The organism is Alistipes montrealensis (assembly GCF_018362775.1).
GTDB classification, from domain to species: domain Bacteria; phylum Bacteroidota; class Bacteroidia; order Bacteroidales; family Rikenellaceae; genus Alistipes; species Alistipes montrealensis.
Genome location: NZ_JAGYXY010000002.1, coordinates 1 through 21,905 on the forward strand (window position 1 = coordinate 1; position 21,905 = coordinate 21,905).

Annotated in this window: 13 protein-coding genes, 1 tRNA gene and 1 pseudogene; 5 read left to right on the forward strand and 10 right to left on the reverse strand. The window is 50.8% G+C overall.

All coding sequences use genetic code 11. From position 1 onward, the window contains the following. Window positions 1–599: 599 nt before the first annotated feature. On the reverse strand, window positions 600–2,657 hold the full coding sequence (locus KG007_RS03225) for a S8 family serine peptidase (protein ID WP_213347359.1): 2,058 nt from the start codon (window positions 2,655–2,657) through the stop codon (window positions 600–602). Window positions 2,658–2,789: 132 nt separating this feature from the next. Here KG007_RS03225 and KG007_RS03230 point away from each other — a divergent pair, with 132 nt between their 5' ends. Both KG007_RS03230 and KG007_RS03235 read left to right on the forward strand, forming a co-directional pair. After that, window positions 2,790–3,404: a lipoprotein signal peptidase gene (locus tag KG007_RS03230; RefSeq protein ID WP_195461943.1), complete on the forward strand. Its 615-nt coding sequence runs from the start codon at window positions 2,790–2,792 to the stop codon at window positions 3,402–3,404. A 69-nt stretch (window positions 3,405–3,473) separates the two neighbouring features. Then, window positions 3,474–3,555 (forward strand) — tRNA-Leu (locus KG007_RS03235). Window positions 3,556–3,732: 177 nt separating this feature from the next. On the opposite strand, the gene KG007_RS03240 is transcribed toward KG007_RS03235, so the two are convergent. After that, on the reverse strand, window positions 3,733–5,136 hold the full coding sequence (locus tag KG007_RS03240; RefSeq protein WP_213347360.1) for an arylsulfatase B: 1,404 nt from the start codon (window positions 5,134–5,136) through the stop codon (window positions 3,733–3,735). A gap of 414 nt (window positions 5,137–5,550) precedes the next feature. On the opposite strand from KG007_RS03240, the gene KG007_RS03245 reads away from it, so the two are divergent. From KG007_RS03245 to KG007_RS03255, 3 genes are read left to right on the forward strand one after another with little or no spacing between them, the layout of a single operon-like run. Then, on the forward strand, window positions 5,551–6,942 hold the full coding sequence (locus tag KG007_RS03245; RefSeq protein WP_213347361.1) for a sulfatase-like hydrolase/transferase: 1,392 nt from the start codon (window positions 5,551–5,553) through the stop codon (window positions 6,940–6,942). 32 nt (window positions 6,943–6,974) lie between these two features. After that, window positions 6,975–8,453, forward strand: coding sequence for a sulfatase family protein (locus KG007_RS03250; RefSeq protein WP_213347362.1), 1,479 nt, complete (start codon window positions 6,975–6,977; stop codon window positions 8,451–8,453). A 30-nt stretch (window positions 8,454–8,483) separates the two neighbouring features. Further along, window positions 8,484–9,608, forward strand: coding sequence for an aldose epimerase family protein (locus tag KG007_RS03255; RefSeq protein WP_213347363.1), 1,125 nt, complete (start codon window positions 8,484–8,486; stop codon window positions 9,606–9,608). A gap of 86 nt (window positions 9,609–9,694) precedes the next feature. On the opposite strand, the gene pbpC is transcribed toward KG007_RS03255, so the two are convergent. From pbpC to KG007_RS03295, 8 genes and pseudogenes are all read right to left on the reverse strand, one after another. Further along, window positions 9,695–12,007, reverse strand: a complete 2,313-nt coding sequence (gene pbpC / locus KG007_RS03260) for a penicillin-binding protein 1C (RefSeq protein WP_213347364.1) — start codon at window positions 12,005–12,007, stop codon at window positions 9,695–9,697. 262 nt (window positions 12,008–12,269) lie between these two features. Further along, entirely contained in the window at window positions 12,270–15,374 is a 3,105-nt protein-coding gene (locus KG007_RS03265; protein WP_213347365.1) for a type I restriction endonuclease subunit R, read from the reverse strand. Then, a complete protein-coding gene (locus KG007_RS03270) occupies window positions 15,361–16,500 on the reverse strand; it encodes an AAA family ATPase (RefSeq protein WP_213347366.1) in 1,140 nt (379 codons plus the stop codon). The genes KG007_RS03265 and KG007_RS03270 overlap by 14 nt, the downstream gene beginning before the upstream one ends. A 1-nt stretch (window position 16,501) precedes the next feature. Then, window positions 16,502–17,647, reverse strand: coding sequence for a restriction endonuclease subunit S (locus KG007_RS03275; RefSeq protein WP_213347367.1), 1,146 nt, complete (start codon window positions 17,645–17,647; stop codon window positions 16,502–16,504). Further along, on the reverse strand, window positions 17,644–19,191 hold the full coding sequence (locus tag KG007_RS03280; protein ID WP_213347368.1) for a type I restriction-modification system subunit M: 1,548 nt from the start codon (window positions 19,189–19,191) through the stop codon (window positions 17,644–17,646). Before KG007_RS03280 ends, KG007_RS03275 begins: the two co-directional genes overlap by 4 nt. Before the next feature lie 40 nt (window positions 19,192–19,231). Beyond that, window positions 19,232–19,432 (reverse strand): helix-turn-helix transcriptional regulator, encoded by a 201-nt coding sequence (locus KG007_RS03285; protein ID WP_060408036.1) that lies wholly within the window; start codon window positions 19,430–19,432, stop codon window positions 19,232–19,234. 635 nt (window positions 19,433–20,067) lie between these two features. Beyond that, window positions 20,068–20,429, reverse strand: a pseudogene (locus tag KG007_RS03290) (hypothetical protein). Window positions 20,430–20,442: 13 nt separating this feature from the next. Further along, a complete protein-coding gene (locus KG007_RS03295) occupies window positions 20,443–21,675 on the reverse strand; it encodes a site-specific integrase (RefSeq protein WP_213347369.1) in 1,233 nt (410 codons plus the stop codon). Window positions 21,676–21,905 lie beyond the last annotated feature (230 nt).

Sequence of the window (21,905 nt, forward strand, 5' to 3'; positions counted from 1 at the left end):
GGCCTGCCGCTAGCGTTCATCCTGAGCCAGGATCAAACTCTCCATTGTATAAAAAATAATGTATTGTTAGAGTCCTGACTATTCGTTTATCCTTTAAAAGGAAATTGACAGATAAATACTACAATTTTACTCTCAAAATATTATCAGTAATTCAAAGAACCAATTTTAAAAAAGCTTCGCATTTTCATTGCGAAAGGGATTGCAAAGATAGGTGTTATTTTTGAATCCGCCAAATCTTTTTCAAGATTTTTTTTCGCAGTCTCTTGCGAGACATTTGCGAAAGGGACTGCAAAGATAAGTAATCTTTTTCGAACCTCCAAAAACTTTTTCAAGAACTTTGCATCTTATTGAAATTCAGACTACAAAACTGCCTCAAGCTCCTTTATTGTAAACCCTCGACTTATTTGTAAGAACCGGTATTTCTCAAACGCGGATGCAAAGGTAGCGACATTTTTCGAACCTGCAAATATTTGCCCGTTTTTTTTTGAAAAATCTTTAATTTTATTCAAAAACAGTCCTTCCACCTATATATATTAATACCCACAAAAAACGACGGCTCCACCGGGAACCGCCGCAAGGCATATCGGAATGAAACCCGGTCAGAGCCATCCGCCGTTGGCAGCCAGCCCGGCACGGGAGACGATCGCAAATTCACGCGTAAAATCCGTATCTCCGGCCCGGGCCCGAATCGTCAGCATCGAAGTTCCCGGCTCGGGACAATTAAAAGCAATCTTCATCCCGTCGAAAGCCGCTGTCGAAGAATTCAATCCCAGACTGGACGCCGAGTCATATTCCGCGGAGATCAGCGTCAACCGGCTTCGGTCCCCTCCGAAATAGCGAGCAAAATCCACGGTCACAGCCTCCCCGGTCTTCACATAGATCGCAGGAGTCCCCTTGATGGCGAGCAGCAGTTTCAGCGCGTCGACACAACCGCCGCCCATCTTGTTCTTATAAACGGACAAGTCGGGAATCGTCATCGGGACATTATTCGCATTGAAATAGTCTTTCGAGCCCGTAAAATAGTCGTCGATTCCATAAATGGAACTCAGCAGCAACGCCTTGAATTCGGCCGGGGTATACTGTTTACCGTTCTGCGCCGCATAGGAAAGCCCCAGGGCGGCAATGCCGGAAACATGAGGGCAGGCCATCGAGGTTCCCTGCATAAAGCCGTAACCGCTTCTGGGTCCTCCCTGAAAGTTAATTGCGTCATCACAAAGAATCGTACTTAAAATCATACCATACCCATCTTGGGGTCCAGATGTATAGATATCGCCTCCCGGAGCCGTAATATCCACCCACAAACCGTAATCGGAGTAATAGGCCGGCCGGAAACTCCAGTCCATCGCCCCTACGGCGATTACCGCATCGTAGGCCGCCGGGTATCTCCGGGCGTCGCCGTAAATGTCGCCGTCGTTGCCGGCTGCGAAAATCACAAGGCCGCCCCGCAGCGGGGAATTCGGATTTTTGGTTCCCGCACCACGGATAAACGTATCGATGGCATCGCGTATAATACCGTAATTACTCTCCCACTCCTGCTCGAACTGCTCCGGCGTTATCTTCTCGCCGTTTACATTGGTGAGGCTGTACCCCCAACTGTTCTGGGCGATAATCGCACCGTTGGTCCAGGCGTATTCGAAAGCCTTGACAATCGGATTGCCTTTGTTGGCGCCGGAACTGTTGCCCATGATCTGGCACGACATGATCCGCACGCCGCCGCTGTTGTTCCTGCCGCCGGCAATGCCGGCAATGCCGCGGCTGTTGTTGTTCACCGCGGCGATAATGCCCGCGACATGGGTTCCGTGATCAGCGTATTCCGGAGACTGAGCGTCACCGCCGACCGTCCTCCAGTCGAGTTCCGAACTATTGTCCCAGAAATTATAACCGTGCTCCTGCGAATTTTTCGGATTCGACCAGATATTCGCCTTCAGGTCGGGATGGGTCGTCTGCACGGGCTCGTCGATCACCGCCACAACGATATCCTCGCTGCCCGTGCAGAGCTGCCAGGCATCCAGCAGATTGATGTCCGCCCCGGCCTTCGGTTTGACAACGACATCCGGAAAGATGCTCCCTCCCGGATTATCGTAGTTCCACTGATACGGCAGCATCGGGTCGTTCATCGACTTCCCGGCCCGGGTTTCGCTGATCCGGGGCAACAGGTCGTCCGAAACCGGTATGGCAGGCCCCTCGCTCATCGGCCGGATATACTTCGGATTGATCCCGTACTCCACGACCGCAACACCGGGCAGCGCCGCAAGACGCTCCCCGACCTCGGCCAGCCCGACTTCGTCCCCGAAGGAGACGTTATACCAGCGGTTGATGCCCGTCTGTTCGTAAACATCCTCCCACTCGGGATTATAGGTGATAATGCGTTCGAACCGTCCGGCCCCGATTTCATGCAGGATCGCATCGATATCGCCGACGCCCGAGCGGGTCACGGCGCCGTCCCGCGTAGCGGGCAACGACGCCTGCGCCGTCGCAACCGCCTGCGCCATCTCGGGCGACAGTTTTACGGAAAGACTTCCCTGCAACGCCATGCCCGAAGTCGGGGAACCCAGAATCCGGGCCTTCTGTCCGCCATCGCCGCCGGAGGGAGCCGCAGGTTCTTTCGTACAGGCAAACGCCGTCAACAGGCCGCAGAGGAGTAACAATCGCTTCATAAATCATCAGACATTAGATTTTCCAAAGTTATAATTTTTCCGTCAAAGTACGCCGGTCCGAAGGGAAAATCGCTCCATACCCCTGAAAAAGAAGATTTTTTACTATTTTTGCAACGAAATACCACTCCGATTATGAATTTCAAGAAAATATCGCTGCTGATCGTGCTGCTGCTCATCGCAGACCAGGTGCTCAAAATCTGGATCAAGACCCACATGCACCTCGACGAGTCGATCATCGTCTTTCCCGACTGGTTCCAATTGCGGTTCATCGAGAACAACGGCGCGGCCTTCGGCATGCACATCGCCTCGCGCGGAGGATTCGACTGGGGCAAACTGCTGCTGGGCATCTTCCGGATCGTCATGGTCGGATTCATCGGCTGGCTGATGTACCATCTCTGCACCAAACGCAAGGATACGCCCAAAGGTGTGATCGTGGGCCTCGCGCTGATCTTCGCCGGCGCCATGGGCAACATCCTCGACAGCGCATTCTACGGACTGATCTTCTCCGAATCGACCCCCTATACGGTGGCGCATTTCGGGGGACACTATGCCGGATTCATGATGGGCAAGGTCGTCGACATGTTCTATTTCCCGCTGTTTCAATGGAACGGCGTCCCCCGCCTGCTGCGGTTCCTGGTCGACAGCAACAACTATTTCTTCGGCGCGATTTTCAACCTGGCCGACGCTTATATTTCGGTTGCCGTAGTCTATCTGCTTCTGTTTCAGTACAAATTCTTCAGCAAGTAGTTTTTTTTCGAAAAAAGAGTTGGCGATTCAGAAAAAAGTATTACTTTTGCACACCACAATTCCAGAAATGCCCAGGTGGCGGAATAGGTAGACGCGCACGTTTCAGGTGCGTGTGCCGCAAGGCGTGCAGGTTCGATTCCTGTCCTGGGCACTGGTTAAGCCTCGTAATCATACGATTACGAGGCTTATATTTTTATTCTCCGCACCTCGTTAAATCCCGCTTTCATCGCATATGCCCTAAACGAGGATGCAAATATGGTCATGCAACCCAAGACGGGCGAGGTGTACACCTCGCCCGTCTTGGGTTCCCGGCAACGCCGATTCAATCTCAGGGTTTGGTTACACGCCACTCGCGGGGAGCCTTGAAACCCTCTTTGCCCTGACCGTAGGGCAGTTCCGGATGAGCCGGACGGATCGTGTCGTAGCGGATGATATAATTGCGCAGGCGTTCTGCCTCGGCCGCATGGTCCGCAATCTTATTCTGCCGTTCATAGGCGTCTTCGGGATAATAGACCAGGAAGTCCTCCCTGAGATTCATCGGCCTGCTGCCCTCTTTGAGGATCAGCTTGTAGTCGCCGCTGACCGCCGCGCCGCAGCCGAGGTACAGATCGCGGGAGAACGAAGGAACCTTGCCCGTAAGCACCGGAAGCAGGTTCACGCCGTCGTACGGACGCGGAGGGTTCCCCGCGCCGACCAGCGCGGCGATCGTAGGCGTCATGTCGACGAACGCCGCAAGCTGCTCCGAACGGACGCCTTCCACAAAATGCCCCTTCCAATAAAGAACGGCCGGAACACGGACGCCGCCGTCCCACTCGCGTCCCTTATGGCCGCGCAGCGGGGCACAACTCGACCCGCCGGGCAGGTTCGGGATTCCGCCGTTATCGCTCATGAAGAGTACCAGCGTGTTTTCCAACGCTCCGCTCTTCTCCAATTTTTCGAGGATACGGCCGACTCCTTTGTCCATCCGGGTCACCATGGCACGATAAGTATACGCCTCCTTTTCGCGGGGCTTCAGCGCGGCGAACTTCTCCGGCGAAATATGTTCGGCAATCTCGTCTTCGGGAGCCTGGAAAGGCGTATGGGGCGCATTGAAGGCCACGTAGAGAAAGAACGGCCCTTCGGGGGCGTACTCCCCGATACAGCGCACCGCCTCATCGGCGATCAGATCGGTCGAATAGCCCTTGTCGTAACTCGACTCCCAGTCGTCGTGCCAGTCCAGTTCGCCTTCGCGTTCGTGGGTGAAATAGTCGAGGGCCCCGTTCAGGAAGCCGTAGAAACGGTTGAATCCGCGGTTGAGCGGATGGTAAGCGAGCCGGCCATGGCCGAGATGCCACTTGCCGACGATCGCACGGTGTTCGTAACCGTTGGCGGCCAGCATGTCGGCCAGCGTCTGCTCTTCGGGATCGAGCCCGTAGTCGCGCCAGGGCGGAATTACGGTCCGCCGGATGCCGAAACGACTGGGATAACGCCCCGTCATAAGCCCCGCACGGGTCGGCGAACTGACCGGAGCGGTATAAAAACGGTTCATTTCGATGCCCTTGGCGGCCAGCGCATCGATATTGGGCGTAGGGATGACGCTTCCGTGATAACTCACGTCGCCCCAGCCCAGGTCGTCGGCTACGATGAACAGGATGTTGGGGCGTTCGCCGTTTCCGGCGGCCGCAGCCGGAAGTGCGGCGGCAAGACAGGCGCCTGTTCCGAGCAGGCTTCGGCAAAGCAGGTTTCGATTCATTGTCGGTTTTGGATTTAGTTACCGCTAAGGTATTCATTCCCGCGGGGAAACGAGGCCGTTTTTCGGCCAAAAAGTGTCGATATTTCGGCAAACGGCCTCCCGTCCCCTCGAAACCCGCCCCGGCCGGGATACCTGAACTCCGGCAATCCCTCCGGCAAGGTCCCGGTTTATGCCCTTCGGATGTATTTTGAACATTCCGTCGCCTTTTTTTGGCCAATTTTTTAAGTTCCGGGACCTATATAATAACTATCTTGCAATCGGAAATCAACCGAAAAACCCGCTTATGAAAAAACCGATCCTCCTTGTCCCCGGCGCCGCGGCATGCGCTGTCCCCGCAACAGCGCAGCAACGTAAAACCGCGGTCCGGAGGCTCCGGCAACTGAAACGACATGCAACCCTACAAAACACCAAACCATGAATAACCGCACCATCCTCACCGGACTGCTGGGCGTCGGAACCGTCGCCTCGGCCACAGCCCAGGCTCCCGCAAAAGCCAAAGCGCAAGCGCCGCACGCCCGTCCCAACATCGTGATCATCTACACCGACGACATGGGTATCGGCGATCTCTCGTGCACCAACACGGGCTGGGTCGAAACGCCCGCCATCGACCGCCTGGCATCGCAGGGCCTCGTGCTGAACAGCTACTACTCCTCCGCCCCGGTCAGCTCGCCCTCGCGCGTAGGACTCACGACGGGCATGTTCCCCATGGAGTGGGGCATCAACACCTACCTCCAGACCCGCAAGGGCAACGCCGCGTGCGAGCAGGCCGACTTTCTCGCCGCCGACGCTCCTTCGATGGCCCGCATCCTCCACGACGCAGGCTACGCTACCGGACACTTCGGCAAATGGCACATGGGCGGCGGCCGCGACGTGAAAAACGCCCCGCAAATCACCGCATTCGGCTTCGACGAATACTGTTCGACGTGGGAAAGCCCCGATCCGGCTCCCGAACTGACCGCCACGAACTGGATATGGAGCGACAAGGACGACGTGAAACGCTGGAACCGCACGGGCTACTTCGTCGACAAGACGCTCGACTTCATGGTGCGCCACAAAGACAAGCCCTGCTTCGTCAACCTCTGGCCCGACGACATGCACACGCCGTGGGTTCCCGACGAAGAGTCTCAGCACAAACAGAAGGACTGGAACTCGCAGCCCAACTTCACGGAGGTGCTCGCCGAGTACGACCGCCAGATCGGGCGGTTCCTCGCGCAGCTCGACCAACTGGGACTGAGCGACAACACCATCGTCATTTTCACCTCGGACAACGGTCCGGCGCCGAGTTTCCGCCAGTTGCGCACGAACGGCATGCGCGGCGTCAAGAACAGCCTCTACGAAGGCGGCATCCGCATGCCCTTCATCATCCGCTGGCCGGGCGTTATCCAGGCCGGGAAGGTCGACGACAAAAGCGTCGTCTGCGCCGTCGACCTGCTGCCGTCGCTCTGCAAGATCGCCAAGGCCCGGCTGCCGAAAGGTTACCGTTCGAGCGGCGAGGACATGAGCAAAACCCTGCTGGGCGCGCCCTCCACCCGCAAAGGCGACCTGATGTGGGATTTCGGACGTAACGAAGCCTTCATGTTCCCCCGCGACAAATACCACCGCAGCCCCTCGCTGGCGATCCGGCGCGGCGACTGGAAACTGCTCGTCAACCCCGACGGTTCGAACGCAGAGCTCTACAACATCGCCGAGGACATCGACGAAACGAAAAACCTCGCAGAGACGAACCCCGCGCTTGTCCGCGACCTTTCGAAGACCGTGCTGGCCTGGTGGGAGCGCCGTCCCCGCATCGGCGGCGGACAGCAATAACCCTCCGCGCGACCGACCCGAAACCGCACAGTATGAAAACCAAAACGATCCCTACCGGAAAAATCGGACTCGGAGCCTCGCTGGCCCTGCTCTCCGGCGGCGCCGCACAAGCCGCGAAACCCGCGGCCAAACAAAGCCCGAAGCGCCCCAACATCGTGCTCGTCATCGCCGACGACTGCCGCCATTACGACCTGGGGTGCTACGGAAGCCCCGACGCCATCACGCCCAACATCGACCGGCTGGCCTCGCAGGGCGTTCGTTTCGAGCGGTTCTTCCAGGCGACGGCCATGAGCTCCCCGACACGCCACTGCCTGCTCACGGGGCTTTATCCCGTCCGCTCGGGCGCCTACCCCAACCATACGCGGCTCGACGACGGCGTCCGGACGCTGCCCGCATACCTCAAGCAGGCCGGCTACCGCGTCGCCCTGCAGGGCAAACGGCATATCGCGCCGATCGAGGCCTTCCCGTTCGAGTATCTCTCGGAAGAGTCGCTGCGCAGCGTACATCCCGAAAAGATCGAACCGTTCCTGGCCGACGTTGCCCGAACGGGCGAACCGTTCTTCCTCTACGTCGCCTCGACCGAGCCCCACGACCCGTGGACGCTCGGCGACCAGAGCCTCTGGAACCCCGACGAACTGACCCTGCCCTCCAACCTCGTCGATACCCCCTCGACGCGCAAGCAGTTCCGCAACTACCTCGCAGAGATCAACGTGCTGGACAACCAGGTCGGGGCGGTCGATTCGCTGCTCCACAAATACGGGCTCGACGAAAACACCGTCTTCATCTTTACCAGCGAACAGGGCTATTCGTTCCCGTTCGCCAAGTGGACCTGCTACGACGAAGGTCTGCAAACGGGCTTCGTCATCCGCTGGCCGGGGGTCGTCAAGCCCGGCACGACGACCGACGCCATGTGCGAATACGTCGACGTGACCCCGACAATAGTCGACATCGCGGGCGGAAAAGTCCCCGAAGGGCTCGACGGCCGCAGTTTCCTGCCCGTCGTCAAAGGGAAAGCCAAGGATTTCAAACAGGAGGTCTACGCCATCCAGACCAGCCGCGGCATCCACGCCGGACCGGAATATTACGGCATCCGCTCGGTGCGCAACGACCGCTTCGCCTACATCCTGAACCTCACGCCCGAAGCGGCGTTCAAATGTATGTCCACACACCCCAAACGGAACTGGTGGGTTTCATGGAAGGAGAAGGCCTCGACCGACGAATTCGCCCGCCGGCAAGTCGAGCGCTACCAGCATCGCCCCGGCGAAGAGCTTTACGACATCGTAAGCGACCCGTTCCAGACCCGCAACCTGGCCGACGACCCGCAATATGCCGGGGAGAAAGCCGCGCTGCGCGCCAAGCTGCTCCGGTGGATGGAGCGCCAGGGCGACCGGGGGCAGCAGACGGAGATGGAGGCCAAGGAACACATGTTCCACAAGGAAGTAGCGACCGCACCCGGGCCCAAAAAGAAAAATCCCGGAAAAACAAGGCCGCAAAACTCCCGGAATGATTAACTTTGCATGCAAGAACCCAAAAACACATCCATGAAAAGAAATTTCATCGCATTATGCACCCTGCTGCTGGCCGCCTGCGGAAGCCAGGAGCCTAAAATTACGCTCTTCAGCAACGAGGCCTTCCAGACGGAGGTGGACGGCAAACCCGTCGGACTCTACACGCTCCATGCCGGCGACGTGACCATGCAGGTCACCAACTACGGCGCCCGCGTCGTCTCGCTCTGGACCCCCGACCGCGAGGGTAACTACCAGGACATCGTACTCGGCTACGAGACGATCGGCCGCTACATCGACAACACCGGCGAACGTTTCCTCGGCGCGGTCGTAGGTCCCTATGCCAACCGCATCGCCAAGGGCTCCTTCACGCTCGACGGCGTGGAGTACACCCTCCCGATCAACAACAACGGCCAGACGCTCCACGGCGGACTCAGCGGACTGGACCGCGTGGTCTGGGACGTGGTTTCCGCCTCCGACACCCAACTGGTGATGAGCTACCTGCACGCCGACGGACAGGAAGGTTTCCCGGGCAACCTGCAAATCGAGATGACCTACTCGCTCACGCCCGAAAACGAATTCCGCATCGACTACAAGGCCACGACCGACAAGCCGACCGTGGTGAACCTGTCGCACCACCCCTTCTTCAACCTCAAGGGCGAGGGTAACGGTACGATCCTCGACAACGTGCTGACCATCAACGCCAGCCAGACCACACCGGTCGACTCGGTGCTGATTCCCACCGGGGAGATCGCCGACGTGACAGGTACGCCGTTCGACTTCCGCACCCCGCACACCATCGGCGAGCGCATCGGCGCCGACAACGAACAGTTGCGCAACGGCGCGGGTTACGATCACAACTGGATCATCGACCGCAAAACAGCGGACGGCATCGAGCCCATCGCCACGGTCTGGGAACCCGCTTCGGGCCGCACGATCGAGGTGCTGAGCAACCAGCCGGCCCTGCAATTCTACAGCGGCAACTTCTTCGACGGCGCAGTGAACGGCAAATACGGCAAGCCGCTGCGTTACCGCGAATCGCTGGCGCTCGAAACGCAGAAATACCCCGACAGCCCCAACCACGACAACTTCCCCTCGACCGTACTGCGTCCGGGCGAAGAGTATACGCAGGTCTGCATCTACAAATTCGGGGTGAAATAACCCGCCGCTCCGGCAACACGAAAAACGCCTTCGCAGGTAAATCCCTGCAAAGGCGTTTTTCATTTACTTCGGGTAAGGGTCCGAAGCTACCGGCAGCTGAACACGACGCTTTTGGAGGCTCCGTGTTCGTCGATCACCGTCAGGCGATGCCGCCCGGGTGCAGGCCTTACCGACAGTTTGTGCTCCAGCGTGGTGGCGCCGAGGTATTCATCGTCGATGTGCCAGAACAACACGGCATTGCGGTCGCGGTGGACGGCCGTGAAGACAAGGCTCTGCGCCTCCCCTTCGAGCGATTTCGGGGCCACCAGCACACGTCCCGGCTGAGGATAGACGATCTCGATCGGATCGCCTCCCGCTTCCGCCCCCGACAAACCGGGGTGCAGCGGCGGCAGCGGCTGGTAATCCGTATGCTGTTTTTTGTAGTACCACTCCTGCGCAGGAGGCAGGATAAACATCGGTTTGCGAACGATCCGGGCCGCATCGCAGCAGTCGGTCGTCACCCGGTATTTCAGGTCGGGACTCAGGTTCACGATCCGGTGGTAGGGGCAGACCTCGCCCGCGGCAGCCGACTGCGGAATCATCACCGTATCGCGGTCAGGACACACCTGCGAAGCCAGGAAGCCGCTCTGCCGACAGACTACGGCCGGTTCGAGGTCGCCGTAAGGCTCCGAAAACCAGCTTCCCCCGGGCAGCAGGCCGAACACTTCGAACAACACGGGCGCAGCATAGCCGACACCCGTCATCAGCGGACGCCCCTCCCCCGAACAGTTGCCGACCCAGACGCCCACGGCGTAATCGGGCGTCGCCCCGACGGCCCACGCATCGCGGTTGCCGTAACTCGTCCCGGTCTTCCAGCCGATCTTTTTCGACGATGTGAAATACTGCCACTCGCCCTCCTCCTCGGGACGCGTGACATGGCTGATCGCTTCGAACATCAGCCACAGCGCACCCCGCGAAAGGGGAATGTCATCGGCGCTGACGACCGCCGCATTGGCCGGATCGTAGTGCGGGGCATGGATCGTATCCTGGTCGTTGAGTTTGGCCGCCATCAGCATGTAGGCCGCCGTAAGGTCCCACAGCGTGATTTCCGCGCCGCCCAGGATCAGCGAAAGTCCGTAATGGCCGGCGCTCCGGTTGATCGTTCGGAATCCCAGGCCGCGGACCAGCGACAGGAAATTCTCCCGCCCGTATTTGTCGAGCATCCTCACCGACGGAACATTCAGCGAACGCTCGACGACCCGGTTGGCCGGAACCGCGCCGTCGAACGTACGGTTGTAGTTCTGGGGCGTGAAATCCTTGTAATAGGTCGGCACATCGGGAAAAAGCATCGTCGGAAGCGCTGTTCCGTTGTCCAGCATCGCAGCGTAAAGAATCGGTTTGAGCACACTGCCGCTGCTGCGCGGCGCGGGGATGACATCGACGCTGGTTCCGGTACTCCGGTCCGCAGGGTCGTAAACGTTGCCGACATAGGCGAGCACCTCGCCGCTGTGCACGTCCATCACCACGACGGCCAGGTTGTTGATCTTGTTGCCGCGGTACTGGTTGTTGCAGCGGCGGGCCAGTGCATTTATCCGGCTCTGGAGATCGGCGTCGAGCGTCGAGCGCAACGCCCCTTTCTTCATCTTGCCCAGCAGGTACATCGCCTGCATCGGCATCGGCTCGGGAGCCTCGGGCAACGGCTCCTGTCTGGCCAGGGCGCACGTCAGGGAGTCGATGTACCCGCTGCGCCAGATGCGGTCGAGCAGTCCGTCGCGCTTCTCCCGCAGCCGTTCGCGGTTCCGTTTCATGTGGATGAGCGACGGGGCGTTGGGCAGCACGGCGAGCAGGGCGCTCTCGCCCCACGAAAGCTGCCGCGCGCTGCGGCCGAAATAGTACCACGAAGCGCTCTCCAGCCCTACGACATTGCCGCCGAAAGGCGCATGGGCGGCATACAACGCAAGAATTTCATCTTTGTCGCAGCGCAGTTCGAGCCGCAGCGCCAACACCATTTCAATCAGCTTCTCGCGCAGCGTCCGGGGCTTTCCGTCGCGACTGAGGCGAATGGTCTGCATCGTGAGCGTACTCGCCCCGCTCGTTATCCGCCCGGCCGAGAGATTCTGCCCCACGGCGCGCCCCAGCGCCAGCAGGTCGACTCCGAAATGGTCGTAAAAACGCTTGTCCTCGTAGGTCGTGATGGCCGTCCGGAACTTGTCGGGCACGCTGTCCGTCGGAAAAAAGCGCCATTGCCCGTCGGGAGCGACCTTCGCCGACAACAGGCGTCCGTCGCGGCTCCACACCGTCGCGGAAAAAGGCTCGTCGAAAAGCGTCCGCGGCAGGGCGAACAGGAACCCCGCGGCCAAAATGACCGTGAGCCCCACCGAGAGGAAACATATTGTCTTTGCCGACGCTTTTTCTGACATTTTTTTACGTATCTTTGTAAGGGATAAGTAATATTTGCGTACCTATCTGAATAACAGCATTGAGTAGTGAGAAAGAAAGTTGTTGGTAACGATTTAGCGACAATGTAACTGCGCTGAACTGCTGCATTTTGCATCTCATCAAACAACTCAGATACAAAAATAGCTTAATTTCTTGATTGGGCTATTAGTTTGCCACGATTTTAATATAGTCTAATATACCTGTTCTATTATTTAACCTAAAGATCCCCTGCATTCTATCTAACTAAAGTTGTCCACCTACACCCTTATATTTTTCTATAAATGAAGCAATCTTTTTGAAAACGCTTTGCTTTTTCGTCAAATACAGTGGGTTCAGAGGACTCATCTTAGGTAAAATAGCGTTAAGTTCCGTTCCGTTCTCACTTGCATACTCACGCTTTAAAGAGATTGAGATGTAACGTTTTGCCTCTTGCTCATTTAGGCTCTCGTCAGCAATTAACTGTGCTGCCTCTACTCTCAATTTTTCTTGTGCATAGCTATAGAACGAATCCAGAATACTTGGTTTATCACAGATAGCGTCTAAATCTGTTTCGTTGATATAATCAACCACTAAGCTCTCTTTTGCTCGGTTTCCGATACTGGCACGAATAACACGACGAATTTCCTCTATCAATGCAACTTTGTCGCTGGTCTTTTTGTTATGTTCAAAAATTAGTTCGAGAATATAGTCGAGGTTTATCTCTTGAGATTTTAGCAAATCGACCTCAAAGACTACATCATCCCAATCAACCTTCGACTTCTCCTCTTCTTTGCCACTTCTCTCACGTCTTAACCAGTCACGAATATCATTATAGGTAGACCTGTAATCTTGAATTGTCCGATCGGGTAGTACCTGAATTTGTTGCATTGTGGCTATATCCTCATCTGTTACAAAGTTCGCCTCTTTGAATGCTTCAACGGCTTGAGGATCGTTTATGTCTATTGCTTGAAGAGCCTTTAGGTGCGTAAATTCATCGTAATTTTGCAGGATATTTTCTACACGCAGGTACTCACCGAATAGTTTTACAAACTCCTTTTTATCGCTCTCGGTAATTATTTCTTCCGGCGTTGGGAACTTCTCGTTTAGCTCCGCTACAACTTCTATGTAACCTCTACGTGCTTCGCCTGTTGCAATATCCGTAAACCCTTCCAAATACTCTTTGTAGCTCTTTTCGAGTACTACATTTCTTGTGCTACTATCCCCGAATGTTTGAATTGCCTGAATTGTAGCAGCCTCCAAATCTCTAAAAGTAACGATATTACCAAACGTTTTGGTAGCATCATAAATTCGGTTGGTACGAGAGAAAGCCTGCATAAGTCCATGATAACGCAGGTTTTTATCCACAAATAGCGTATTGAGTGTAGGAGCATCGAATCCCGTAAGGAACATGCCTACAACAATAACAAGATCAACCTCTTTACTTTTTACTCTTTTGGCAAGGTCACGGTAATAGTTCTGAAACTCTTTGCTATCAACACCATAACTTGTTTTAAACATTGCGTTATAATCGTCAATGGCCTTGGTTAGAAACTCTTTAGCACTCAGATCCATTGCCGTAGGCTCAAAGGTTTCGTCAACTATCTCGCCTATTGCGTTTTGCTCTTCGTTGGCAGCAAAAGAAAAGATAGTCGCAATCTTGAGCGGTTTTTCACTATCCTTTTGCAGAAGGTTCAGCTCCTCATAGTAACATTTTGCAGCATCAATCGAACTAACGGCAAACATCGCATTAAAACCTTTTCCTCCTCCTTGGTTACGATGGGTTTTGATTCTGAAATTCTGCAAGATATATTGCGATATCTCTTTTATGCGAGCAGGGTGAAGCATCGCTTTCTTATATTCGACAGAACTTAGCTTTTCTTCATTTTGCTCTGACTCAATCCCCTTGAATTTAGGTCGAACATCGTTGTAATCAACTTTGAACTTCAATACCTTTTCATCTCTGATTGCATCTGTGATAACATACGAGTGCAACTTACGACCAAATACGCTTTCGGTTGTCTCATCTCCCAAAGCATTTTCAGAAAATATAGGCGTTCCAGTAAAACCGAATTGATAGTATCGTTTAAACTTTTTCCGTAAGAGCTTTTGAGCCTCTCCGAACTGCGAGCGGTGACATTCATCAAAGATGAATACTACCTGTTTTTGATAGATTGATAATTCACCTTCGCCCTTCATCAAGTTGTTTAACTTCTGAATGGTGGTAACTATAATCTTGTTGTCGTCTCTTTCGAGGTTTCTTTTTAGCCCTGTTGTGCTCTCAGAGCCATTGACACTATCGGGAGAGAATCGTTGATACTCTTTCATCGTCTGAAAGTCAAGATCTTTGCGATCCACCACAAAGAACACTTTGTCGATAAAATCAAGCTGTGTTGCCAGTCGAGCCGCTTTGAAACTGGTGAGGGTCTTGCCCGATCCTGTCGTGTGCCATATATATCCGCCACCTTCGGGCTTAGACCATTGCTTTGCTTGAAATGAGCTTTTAATTTTCCACAGGATTCTCTCGGTTGCTGCAATTTGATAGGGTCGCATGATTAACAGCGTGTCGCTGGTATCAAAAACCGAGTAGGTGAGCAACACATTTAAGAGCGTGTTCTTTTGGAAAAATGTAGCTGTAAAATCCTTTAAATCTTTGATTAACGTGTTATCGGCTTTCGCCCAGTTCATCGTAAAGTCGAAGCTGTTTTTATTTCGCTTTGTAGTATTTGCAAAATATCGGCTATCTGTTCCGTTCGAGATAACGAAGATTTGCAGGTACTTGAATAGAGAATTTTCTCGGTTAAAACTCTCTTTCGTATAGCGGTGTACTTGATTAAACGCTTCACGGATAGCTACGCCACGCTTTTTTAGCTCCACTTGCACCAATGGCAACCCGTTGACCAATATAGTAACATCGTAACGATTGGCATGTGTTCCTGTCTGCTCAAATTGCGATATTACCTGTAATTTGTTACGAGTTACATCCTTTTTGTCTACTAAGTAGATGTTTTGGATATGCCCATCGTCAAAAACAAAGTCATGAATGTGGTTATCGTGTATTTTTCTTGTTTTCTCAACGAGGTTGTCACTTGGCTTATCCAAATACTCCTCCACATAACGCCCCCATTCAGCATCGCTAAATACCACATTATTAAGCTCCTGAAGTTGCGCCCTTGCATTGGCTAGCATAGCTTCGGCACTCTTTATTGAGGGGTTTTCATAGCCTTGGTTGATTAGGTCTTGTATAAGCTCTCGTTCGAGGGCAAACTCCGTTTGATAACCAACAGGAGACTCACTCACCATTGAGTACTTGGCATACTCATCAAGAACTATGAAGTTTTTGGATTCTGCTATGGTTCTATACTGTGCCATTTTGTTCTTCTTTATAATAGTTGTTATCAACAAGATGATCTAATAAAAATTTTACAACCTGCTTTTCTGGTTCCGTAGGATCTGGTACAACCTCATTTGACAATGTCGAGTGACTTGTGAATTGAATTATCCTATTATAGTAGACTTTTTTGTCATCAGGTAACAATTCAGACCATTGTGGATACCCTAAGAAATTTGCGGTTTTCTCATAGAGATTCCGTAATAGTATGAAGTGATATTTTTGAATGCTATTTGTTGTAATCGCTTCTTCAATTATATGTTTCAAATAGAGATGATAGGAGAAGCTTTTGTTAGAATCACCTTTCTTCTCTTTTAGCTCATAAGTGCCGTCACCTTGCTTGTCAAGCATATAACAGATTTTATTTCCTATTTCATTAATCAACACATTAATGAATAATGGATTATGCGTTGTTATAATAAAATTTAAGCCCGATTTACTTGACTTTATTAATTCCGCAATATTGACTGCCAACTCAATCATGTGATTATCATCTAATGAGCTGACAGGGTCATCTATAAAAACATACTCCAAGTCGTTAAACCTTTTCGTTTCTCGTTCCTCAGGGTCAGGTTGGTTCAAAACTTCAACAACTTGCTTCAATAAGCTGTAAAATATGCACCAAATTAAACAACTTTCTTCCCCTTTTGAGATCTTTATATTTTCAACATTTCCATCATTACCTCCGTCAATAGAGAAACTGATTTCATTATATTGTTCATTAAAACGAGGCGTTAGTTTATCGTTGGTATAATGTTGAAAGTGGGCTATTATATTCGCATCCTGTCCTTGTTCTGCAAGTACCCAGTCGGTAAAACTGTTTGGGTGTATTTTTAGTTTGCGTATTGCATATAAATCTGAGACAGCCTCCAAATCATTATCCCAATAAAATAAATCTTCGGTAAAGGCATTATAGTAAAGTATTTTTCCTATAGATTCATTTTGTTTCTGTTCGTCCTCTGCCGCATTAGCATCTGTTGGTGCTATTAAAGCTTTAAACTCACGAGACAGGCGTGTTTTTCCTGTGCCATTAAAGGCATAGATTAGCTGCACTTTTTTATTAGCATCTTTAAGGGCTTGTGCTATTTCTGTTAATGTCTGTCCCATATTATGCCTTTATGTTATCGGTTGGAAACGTTAGTAACATATTTCGGTAGTATTCATATTGTTTTTGTCTTAGTTCAATCTCCTTAGGCAAGCCTTCACTCATTGAGGTAGTGAAAGTATCAAACTTATCGAGAATGGAAACGATGCGTATTTTTTCCTCTGGAGATGGATTTGGAATTTTTATGCTGTTTAAGTTCTTCTGATTTAATTTTGGTTGAGCCGCACCAGAAATATATGGAGTTAAATCAATGCTATTCAAATAGTATTCTACAAATCTTCTATCTGAATAAGTAGGGAATTTCAATACATGAGCATGATTATTTACCCAATTTTTCCCACTTATGCTGAATGCTATCGGTGTATTTCTAGCAATTAAATTTGCTCCATCTTCTGAAACTAACAGAAAATCTCCATCGAAAATGTAATCTTTAACGTAGTCTACAATACCCGAAGCCCCATAATATGGAATTTCACCTGCCTCTCTGGAGCCGCTTGTTACAGGTTTTCGTATTGAGTCAAGGTTTTCAGCTAAAATTTCTAATGGCTTCCACTCAACTGCTTTTTCGTTAAAATTAAGCAACTGGTCACGATAGTAGTTATACTGCTTTTTACGAGCTGTAAGCTCGGCTGTAAGCTCGGCTGTAAGCTCCGTAAAAGTATCTAAGATACGAACTATTTCTTTTTGGATTGCAAGTGATTTTTCTGGATTATCTGGACATGGAATAGGGATTTGCTTATTGGCATAATTGCTAATCCATTGTCTTTTATGGTCACCATCGACTAATCCACTATGCAACGTATTTAGCCAATAATAAATATATCTTAATACAGCCTTAGACTCATCCTTAGATGTAAGTATTTTCATTGCTGACGACTTGACTTTAAAGTCAAAGTCAACCCACTTATTCGCAGTAGTAAAATCATCAAAAATTATCACAGGATTGTCCGATGCTTTGTAAATGCCATTTGTTTCATTCGTGTAACCAAGAATAAAAGTTTTACCAGCAGTCAAAACGGGTGTGGTGAAGTTATCGTTGTAATTGCTTGATTCTACCAAATATGTGGTTGGTTGCTCATAATCCACATATTCCCCCAAAGGCTTCCACTCAACCTCGACACCGTCTAATAATTTATCTAAATAGCTCATGCCTCTATCTCCTTTATAATCGCATCGATATCAGTACGGAGTGTATTTATCTTCGCCACTGTTACCGAAATCTCCGCATTCAACTTTGTAATATCTACAATTTCACGATTATCCTTTGCCTCCACATAGGAGCTTACTGATAGGTTGTAATCATTTTCGGCAATAAGTTTGTTGTCTACCGATTTAGCTATGTATTTAACATCCTCTTTGCAGTCGAAGATGTCCATAATCTTTTCAATATGCTTGTCTTCAAGCATATTGTTGTTAGTAACTTTCTTAAAGAAGTCTTCTCCGCTTGCATCTATAAACTGCGTCTTCGTATCTCGCTTGTTTTTGGCAAGCACCAAAATATTTACAGCGATTGAAGTGCCGTAGAATAGATTGGGAGCTAATGAAATAACTGTTTCCACAAAGTTGTTATCTATCAGATACTTTCTAATCTTTTGCTCTGCACCACCACGGTAGAAAATACCGGGGAAACAGACAATAGCCGCCCTACCTTTACCCGAAAGATAGCTCAGAGCGTGCAGTACAAATGCAAAGTCTGCCTTTGACTTAGGAGCGAGCACTCCAGCCGGAGCAAAACGGTCATCGTTAATCAGCGTAGGGTCGTCCGAGCCAATCCAATTTACAGAATATGGCGGATTGGAAACAATGGCATCAAAAGGTTTGTCATCGCCAAACTGTGGATCTCGAAGCGTATCACCAAGTGCAATATTAAACTTATCGTAGTTCACATTATGCAAAAACATATTCATACGAGCGAGGTTGTAGGTCGTGTGGTTGATCTCTTGACCAAAGAAACCCTCTTCAATAATATGATTATCGAAATGTTTTTTAGCTTGTAAAAGTAGCGAGCCTGAACCACAGGCTGGGTCATAAATCTTATTCACGCTTGTCTGTTTGTGCATAGCAAGCTGTGCGATGAGCTTGGAAACGTGTTGAGGCGTAAAGAACTCACCTCCCGACTTGCCTGCATTAGCGGCATAGTTAGAGATGAGAAATTCATAGGCATCACCAAACAGGTCTATCTGATTATCCTCGAAGTTTCCAAAATTCAACTCCTCCACGCCTTTCAACACAGCTGCCAAACGACTGTTTTTATCTGTTACACTATTACCAAGGCGTGTACTCGTGGTGTCGAAATCGGCAAACAATCCCTTAATATCATCTTCCGATGGGTAGCCGTTTGCGGAACTTTCAATCTCGTTAAATATATTTTTTAGCTCCGTGTTCAGATTCGGATTTGTATTTGCTGTCTTGGCTACATTCACAAAAAGCTGACTCGGATAGATAAAATACCCTTTGGTCTTTATAGCATCATCTTTAATCTCTGGCGTTATTACACTATCCGCTAAGTTAGCATAGTCAACACTATCGTCACCACCTTCAATATAATTCGTAAAATTTTCGCTTATAAAACGATAGAAAAGTGCTCCCAGCACAAACTGTTTAAAGTCCCAGCCATCGACGGCCCCACGTACTTCGTTGGCTATTTTCCATATCTTGGCTTGTAACTCAGCCCTTTGAATTATAGTTGTCATCTTTATTATATTGTTTCAGTATGATTATACGCACTAAATATCATTTGCTTTTATTGATTAAATCTCTTCTATCAACATTCAATAGCTCAGCTATTCTTGAAAGAGTTACCAGATCGGGTTGCGAAACGTTAGTACACCATTTAGAAACGGTAGACGGATCTTTGCCCAATTCTTTTGCTAACCATTTACCAGTCTTCTTCTTTTCAACAAGAACTATTTTAAGCCGATTTATATCTTTCATTCTATTCATTTTATTGAATCTACTACAAATATATTGATTTATCTGAATTAAGGCAAACAAATTATCTTTTTTAATTGTTATCTTTGAATTGCCCGACTACGGAGGGACGATATTCTCCTGTCAGGGCAAGGCTTTCGGGAGTAACCCGAAAGGTATCGAGTTACTCGATACACACCTTGCCATGTTCCGACAAACATAAAAACCGTCTGAAGAAGGATTACGGGAGAATCGATTTCGACTGCTTCATGAAGCCATGCTATGTACTCTGTCCTTAGGGAGCAAAGCAGAGGCTTATGAGGTATGTTCCGAAGCCTAAACGCCAACTACCGGCAAAAACGATATAAGCGATAGATTGCGGTAGGTCTGAATATCGACAGAGATACGGAACGGAAGATACGGCGATTCCAATCCTTGCGAACGTGTTGTCACAAAGCCCTGCCGATTTACGGAACGGCGGTTCGAATAGTTATTGCAGTAAAGAGGCGTTGTCGTACAGATTTACGGATTCAATGTCGTACTGTTGTATAGATTTGCGGACGTTCATATTAAGCCATCCGAGATATAAGAGCTTACCGATAGAAATATCCGGCAAATGGAAACGGCGGCGGGCAGGTTTTGAAGCCTGCCCGTCGTTCTTAACAGATGAATCCCTCTTTGTACTGAATGATAATCGGAGCCGCCGCCCGCTTCGGGGCGGTAACTCGTCGGATCAGCCATTTACGCAGCAACGCCGCATTGCGCGTATTAAGCCGGAATGCGAGGGGGGGGGCACCACCTCCATGTTATACACGTCCGCACCGTTGCCGTTTTCCAGCCGAATGTACTTGCACACCTCGTAATCGTGCAGCGTATCGCTTTTGATGATTGCCTTGATTCCTGTGTTTACCGCTCCGGCAGTCGTGCCAAACAGCTCGGCAAGCTCCATTGCCGTCATCCATACATCGCTCCCCGTCAGGGTTACACCGTTCTCGCCGATTGTGATTTTATCTCTTTTCATCGTACATTCGTTTTTAGATGGTTTGACAAATAAAATTCTCCATTTGCTCGATACGCTGCGACAGTTTTTCCATATCGCGGCTCACTTTCTCCGCCGTGATTTTCGCGTAGATTTGCGTCGTGCGGATGCTGCGGTGTCCGAGCATCTTCGAGAGCGTTTCAATCGGCACGTCGTTCGACAGGCACACCGTTGTCGCGTAGGTGTGGCGGCTCATGTGCCACGTGACGTTTTTCTCGATACCGCACTTTCTCGCAATTACCTTGATGCTGTTCTTGCAGTTAGCATAACATGGAACGGGTAGCAGCTTATCGCCCTCGGCCATGCCGTCGTACTTTTCGATGATATGCTTGGCAACCTCCAGCAGACGAATGTTTGATTCTATACCCGTCTTTTGGCGATTGGTGATAATCCACAGGTGGCCGTCGAACGAGGTTTGCAGGCTCGCTTTCGTCAGGTTCGCCATATCCGTCCAGCTCAACCCCGTAAAGGTGCAGAAAATGAACAGGTCGCGGATCGCCTCGTAACTTTTCTTTTTGAACGTGCCGTTAATCAGCAGCTTGATTTCCTCTTTGGTCAGAAAGCCCCGTTTCGTTTCCTCTTTGGTGATACTGTACGCAAAGAATGGATCGCGCTGCAACAGTCCGTTATTGACGGCCATGTAGATGATTTTACGGAACGGCATCATGTACGACCACACCGTATTGTTGCAATGGTTCTTCTCAGTTTTGAGGAACAGCTCGAAGTCGGTTATGAATGCCGGAGCAAGCTCCTTTAAGGCGATGTCGCTGACCTTGTACCGCTTCTCGATAAACTCCGAGAAGTGGTTATACACGGTGCAGTATTTCCAATAGCTGCGCAGACTTTTGAGCTTGCCCACCTGTTTCTCGTAATCCTCGTTATGCTGCCGGAATACCGCCAGCAGCGCTTCGTGGTTCATGCCCAATCCCAGATAGGCGTTACGCACTTTCTCGGCGGTTACATAATTGTCCCGGTCGGCGATTTTCTGATAAGCTTGGTTGATGTCCATGCGAATCTTATCCAGCATCCGGTTGGCCTCCTGTGCCACCACGCTGCGACCGGATACGCGGCCTAACTCCACGTTCCACGATTTTTCCTCCACGTCCAGCTTGCAACTGAACTGTGCGATTTTGCCGTTTACCGTGATGCGGCACATCACCGGAACAAGCCCGTTCTTCTTCGGGGCGTTGCGTTTCAGATAGAATAAAACTTTGAAAGTCGATCTCATAACTCTACAATTTTTTAGTGAACAAAATTATTTCTTGTAGAGTCGTTCTTCGATACGCAAAATGCAGCGAATCAGCGCAATCGCACCCGAAAACCGACTTTTTTCGAGGTGTGCAGCCCAAAATCCGAAATTCCTGCTACATTTGTAGTCGGAACCCTCCGAATCGAGCTTGTAATTCAGCATGTTGGAAGCCTCCCAAAATCTCCATCGCCGTTTTGAAAAGAGTAACG

Bases quoted from the DNA above. Each gene is read 5' to 3' on its own strand.
- KG007_RS03225 (WP_213347359.1), bottom strand. From the start codon at position 2,657: ATGAAGCGATTGTTACTCCTCTGCGGCCTGTTGACGGCGTTTGCCTGT.
- KG007_RS03230 (WP_195461943.1), top strand. From the start codon at position 2,790: ATGAATTTCAAGAAAATATCGCTGCTGATCGTGCTGCTGCTCATCGCA.
- KG007_RS03240 (WP_213347360.1), bottom strand. From the start codon at position 5,136: ATGAATCGAAACCTGCTTTGCCGAAGCCTGCTCGGAACAGGCGCCTGT.
- KG007_RS03245 (WP_213347361.1), top strand. From the start codon at position 5,551: ATGAATAACCGCACCATCCTCACCGGACTGCTGGGCGTCGGAACCGTC.
- KG007_RS03250 (WP_213347362.1), top strand. From the start codon at position 6,975: ATGAAAACCAAAACGATCCCTACCGGAAAAATCGGACTCGGAGCCTCG.
- KG007_RS03255 (WP_213347363.1), top strand. From the start codon at position 8,484: ATGAAAAGAAATTTCATCGCATTATGCACCCTGCTGCTGGCCGCCTGC.
- pbpC (WP_213347364.1), bottom strand. From the start codon at position 12,007: ATGTCAGAAAAAGCGTCGGCAAAGACAATATGTTTCCTCTCGGTGGGG.
- KG007_RS03265 (WP_213347365.1), bottom strand. From the start codon at position 15,374: ATGGCACAGTATAGAACCATAGCAGAATCCAAAAACTTCATAGTTCTT.
- KG007_RS03270 (WP_213347366.1), bottom strand. From the start codon at position 16,500: ATGGGACAGACATTAACAGAAATAGCACAAGCCCTTAAAGATGCTAAT.
- KG007_RS03275 (WP_213347367.1), bottom strand. From the start codon at position 17,647: ATGAGCTATTTAGATAAATTATTAGACGGTGTCGAGGTTGAGTGGAAG.
- KG007_RS03280 (WP_213347368.1), bottom strand. From the start codon at position 19,191: ATGACAACTATAATTCAAAGGGCTGAGTTACAAGCCAAGATATGGAAA.
- KG007_RS03285 (WP_060408036.1), bottom strand. From the start codon at position 19,432: ATGAAAGATATAAATCGGCTTAAAATAGTTCTTGTTGAAAAGAAGAAG.
- KG007_RS03295 (WP_213347369.1), bottom strand. From the start codon at position 21,675: ATGAGATCGACTTTCAAAGTTTTATTCTATCTGAAACGCAACGCCCCG.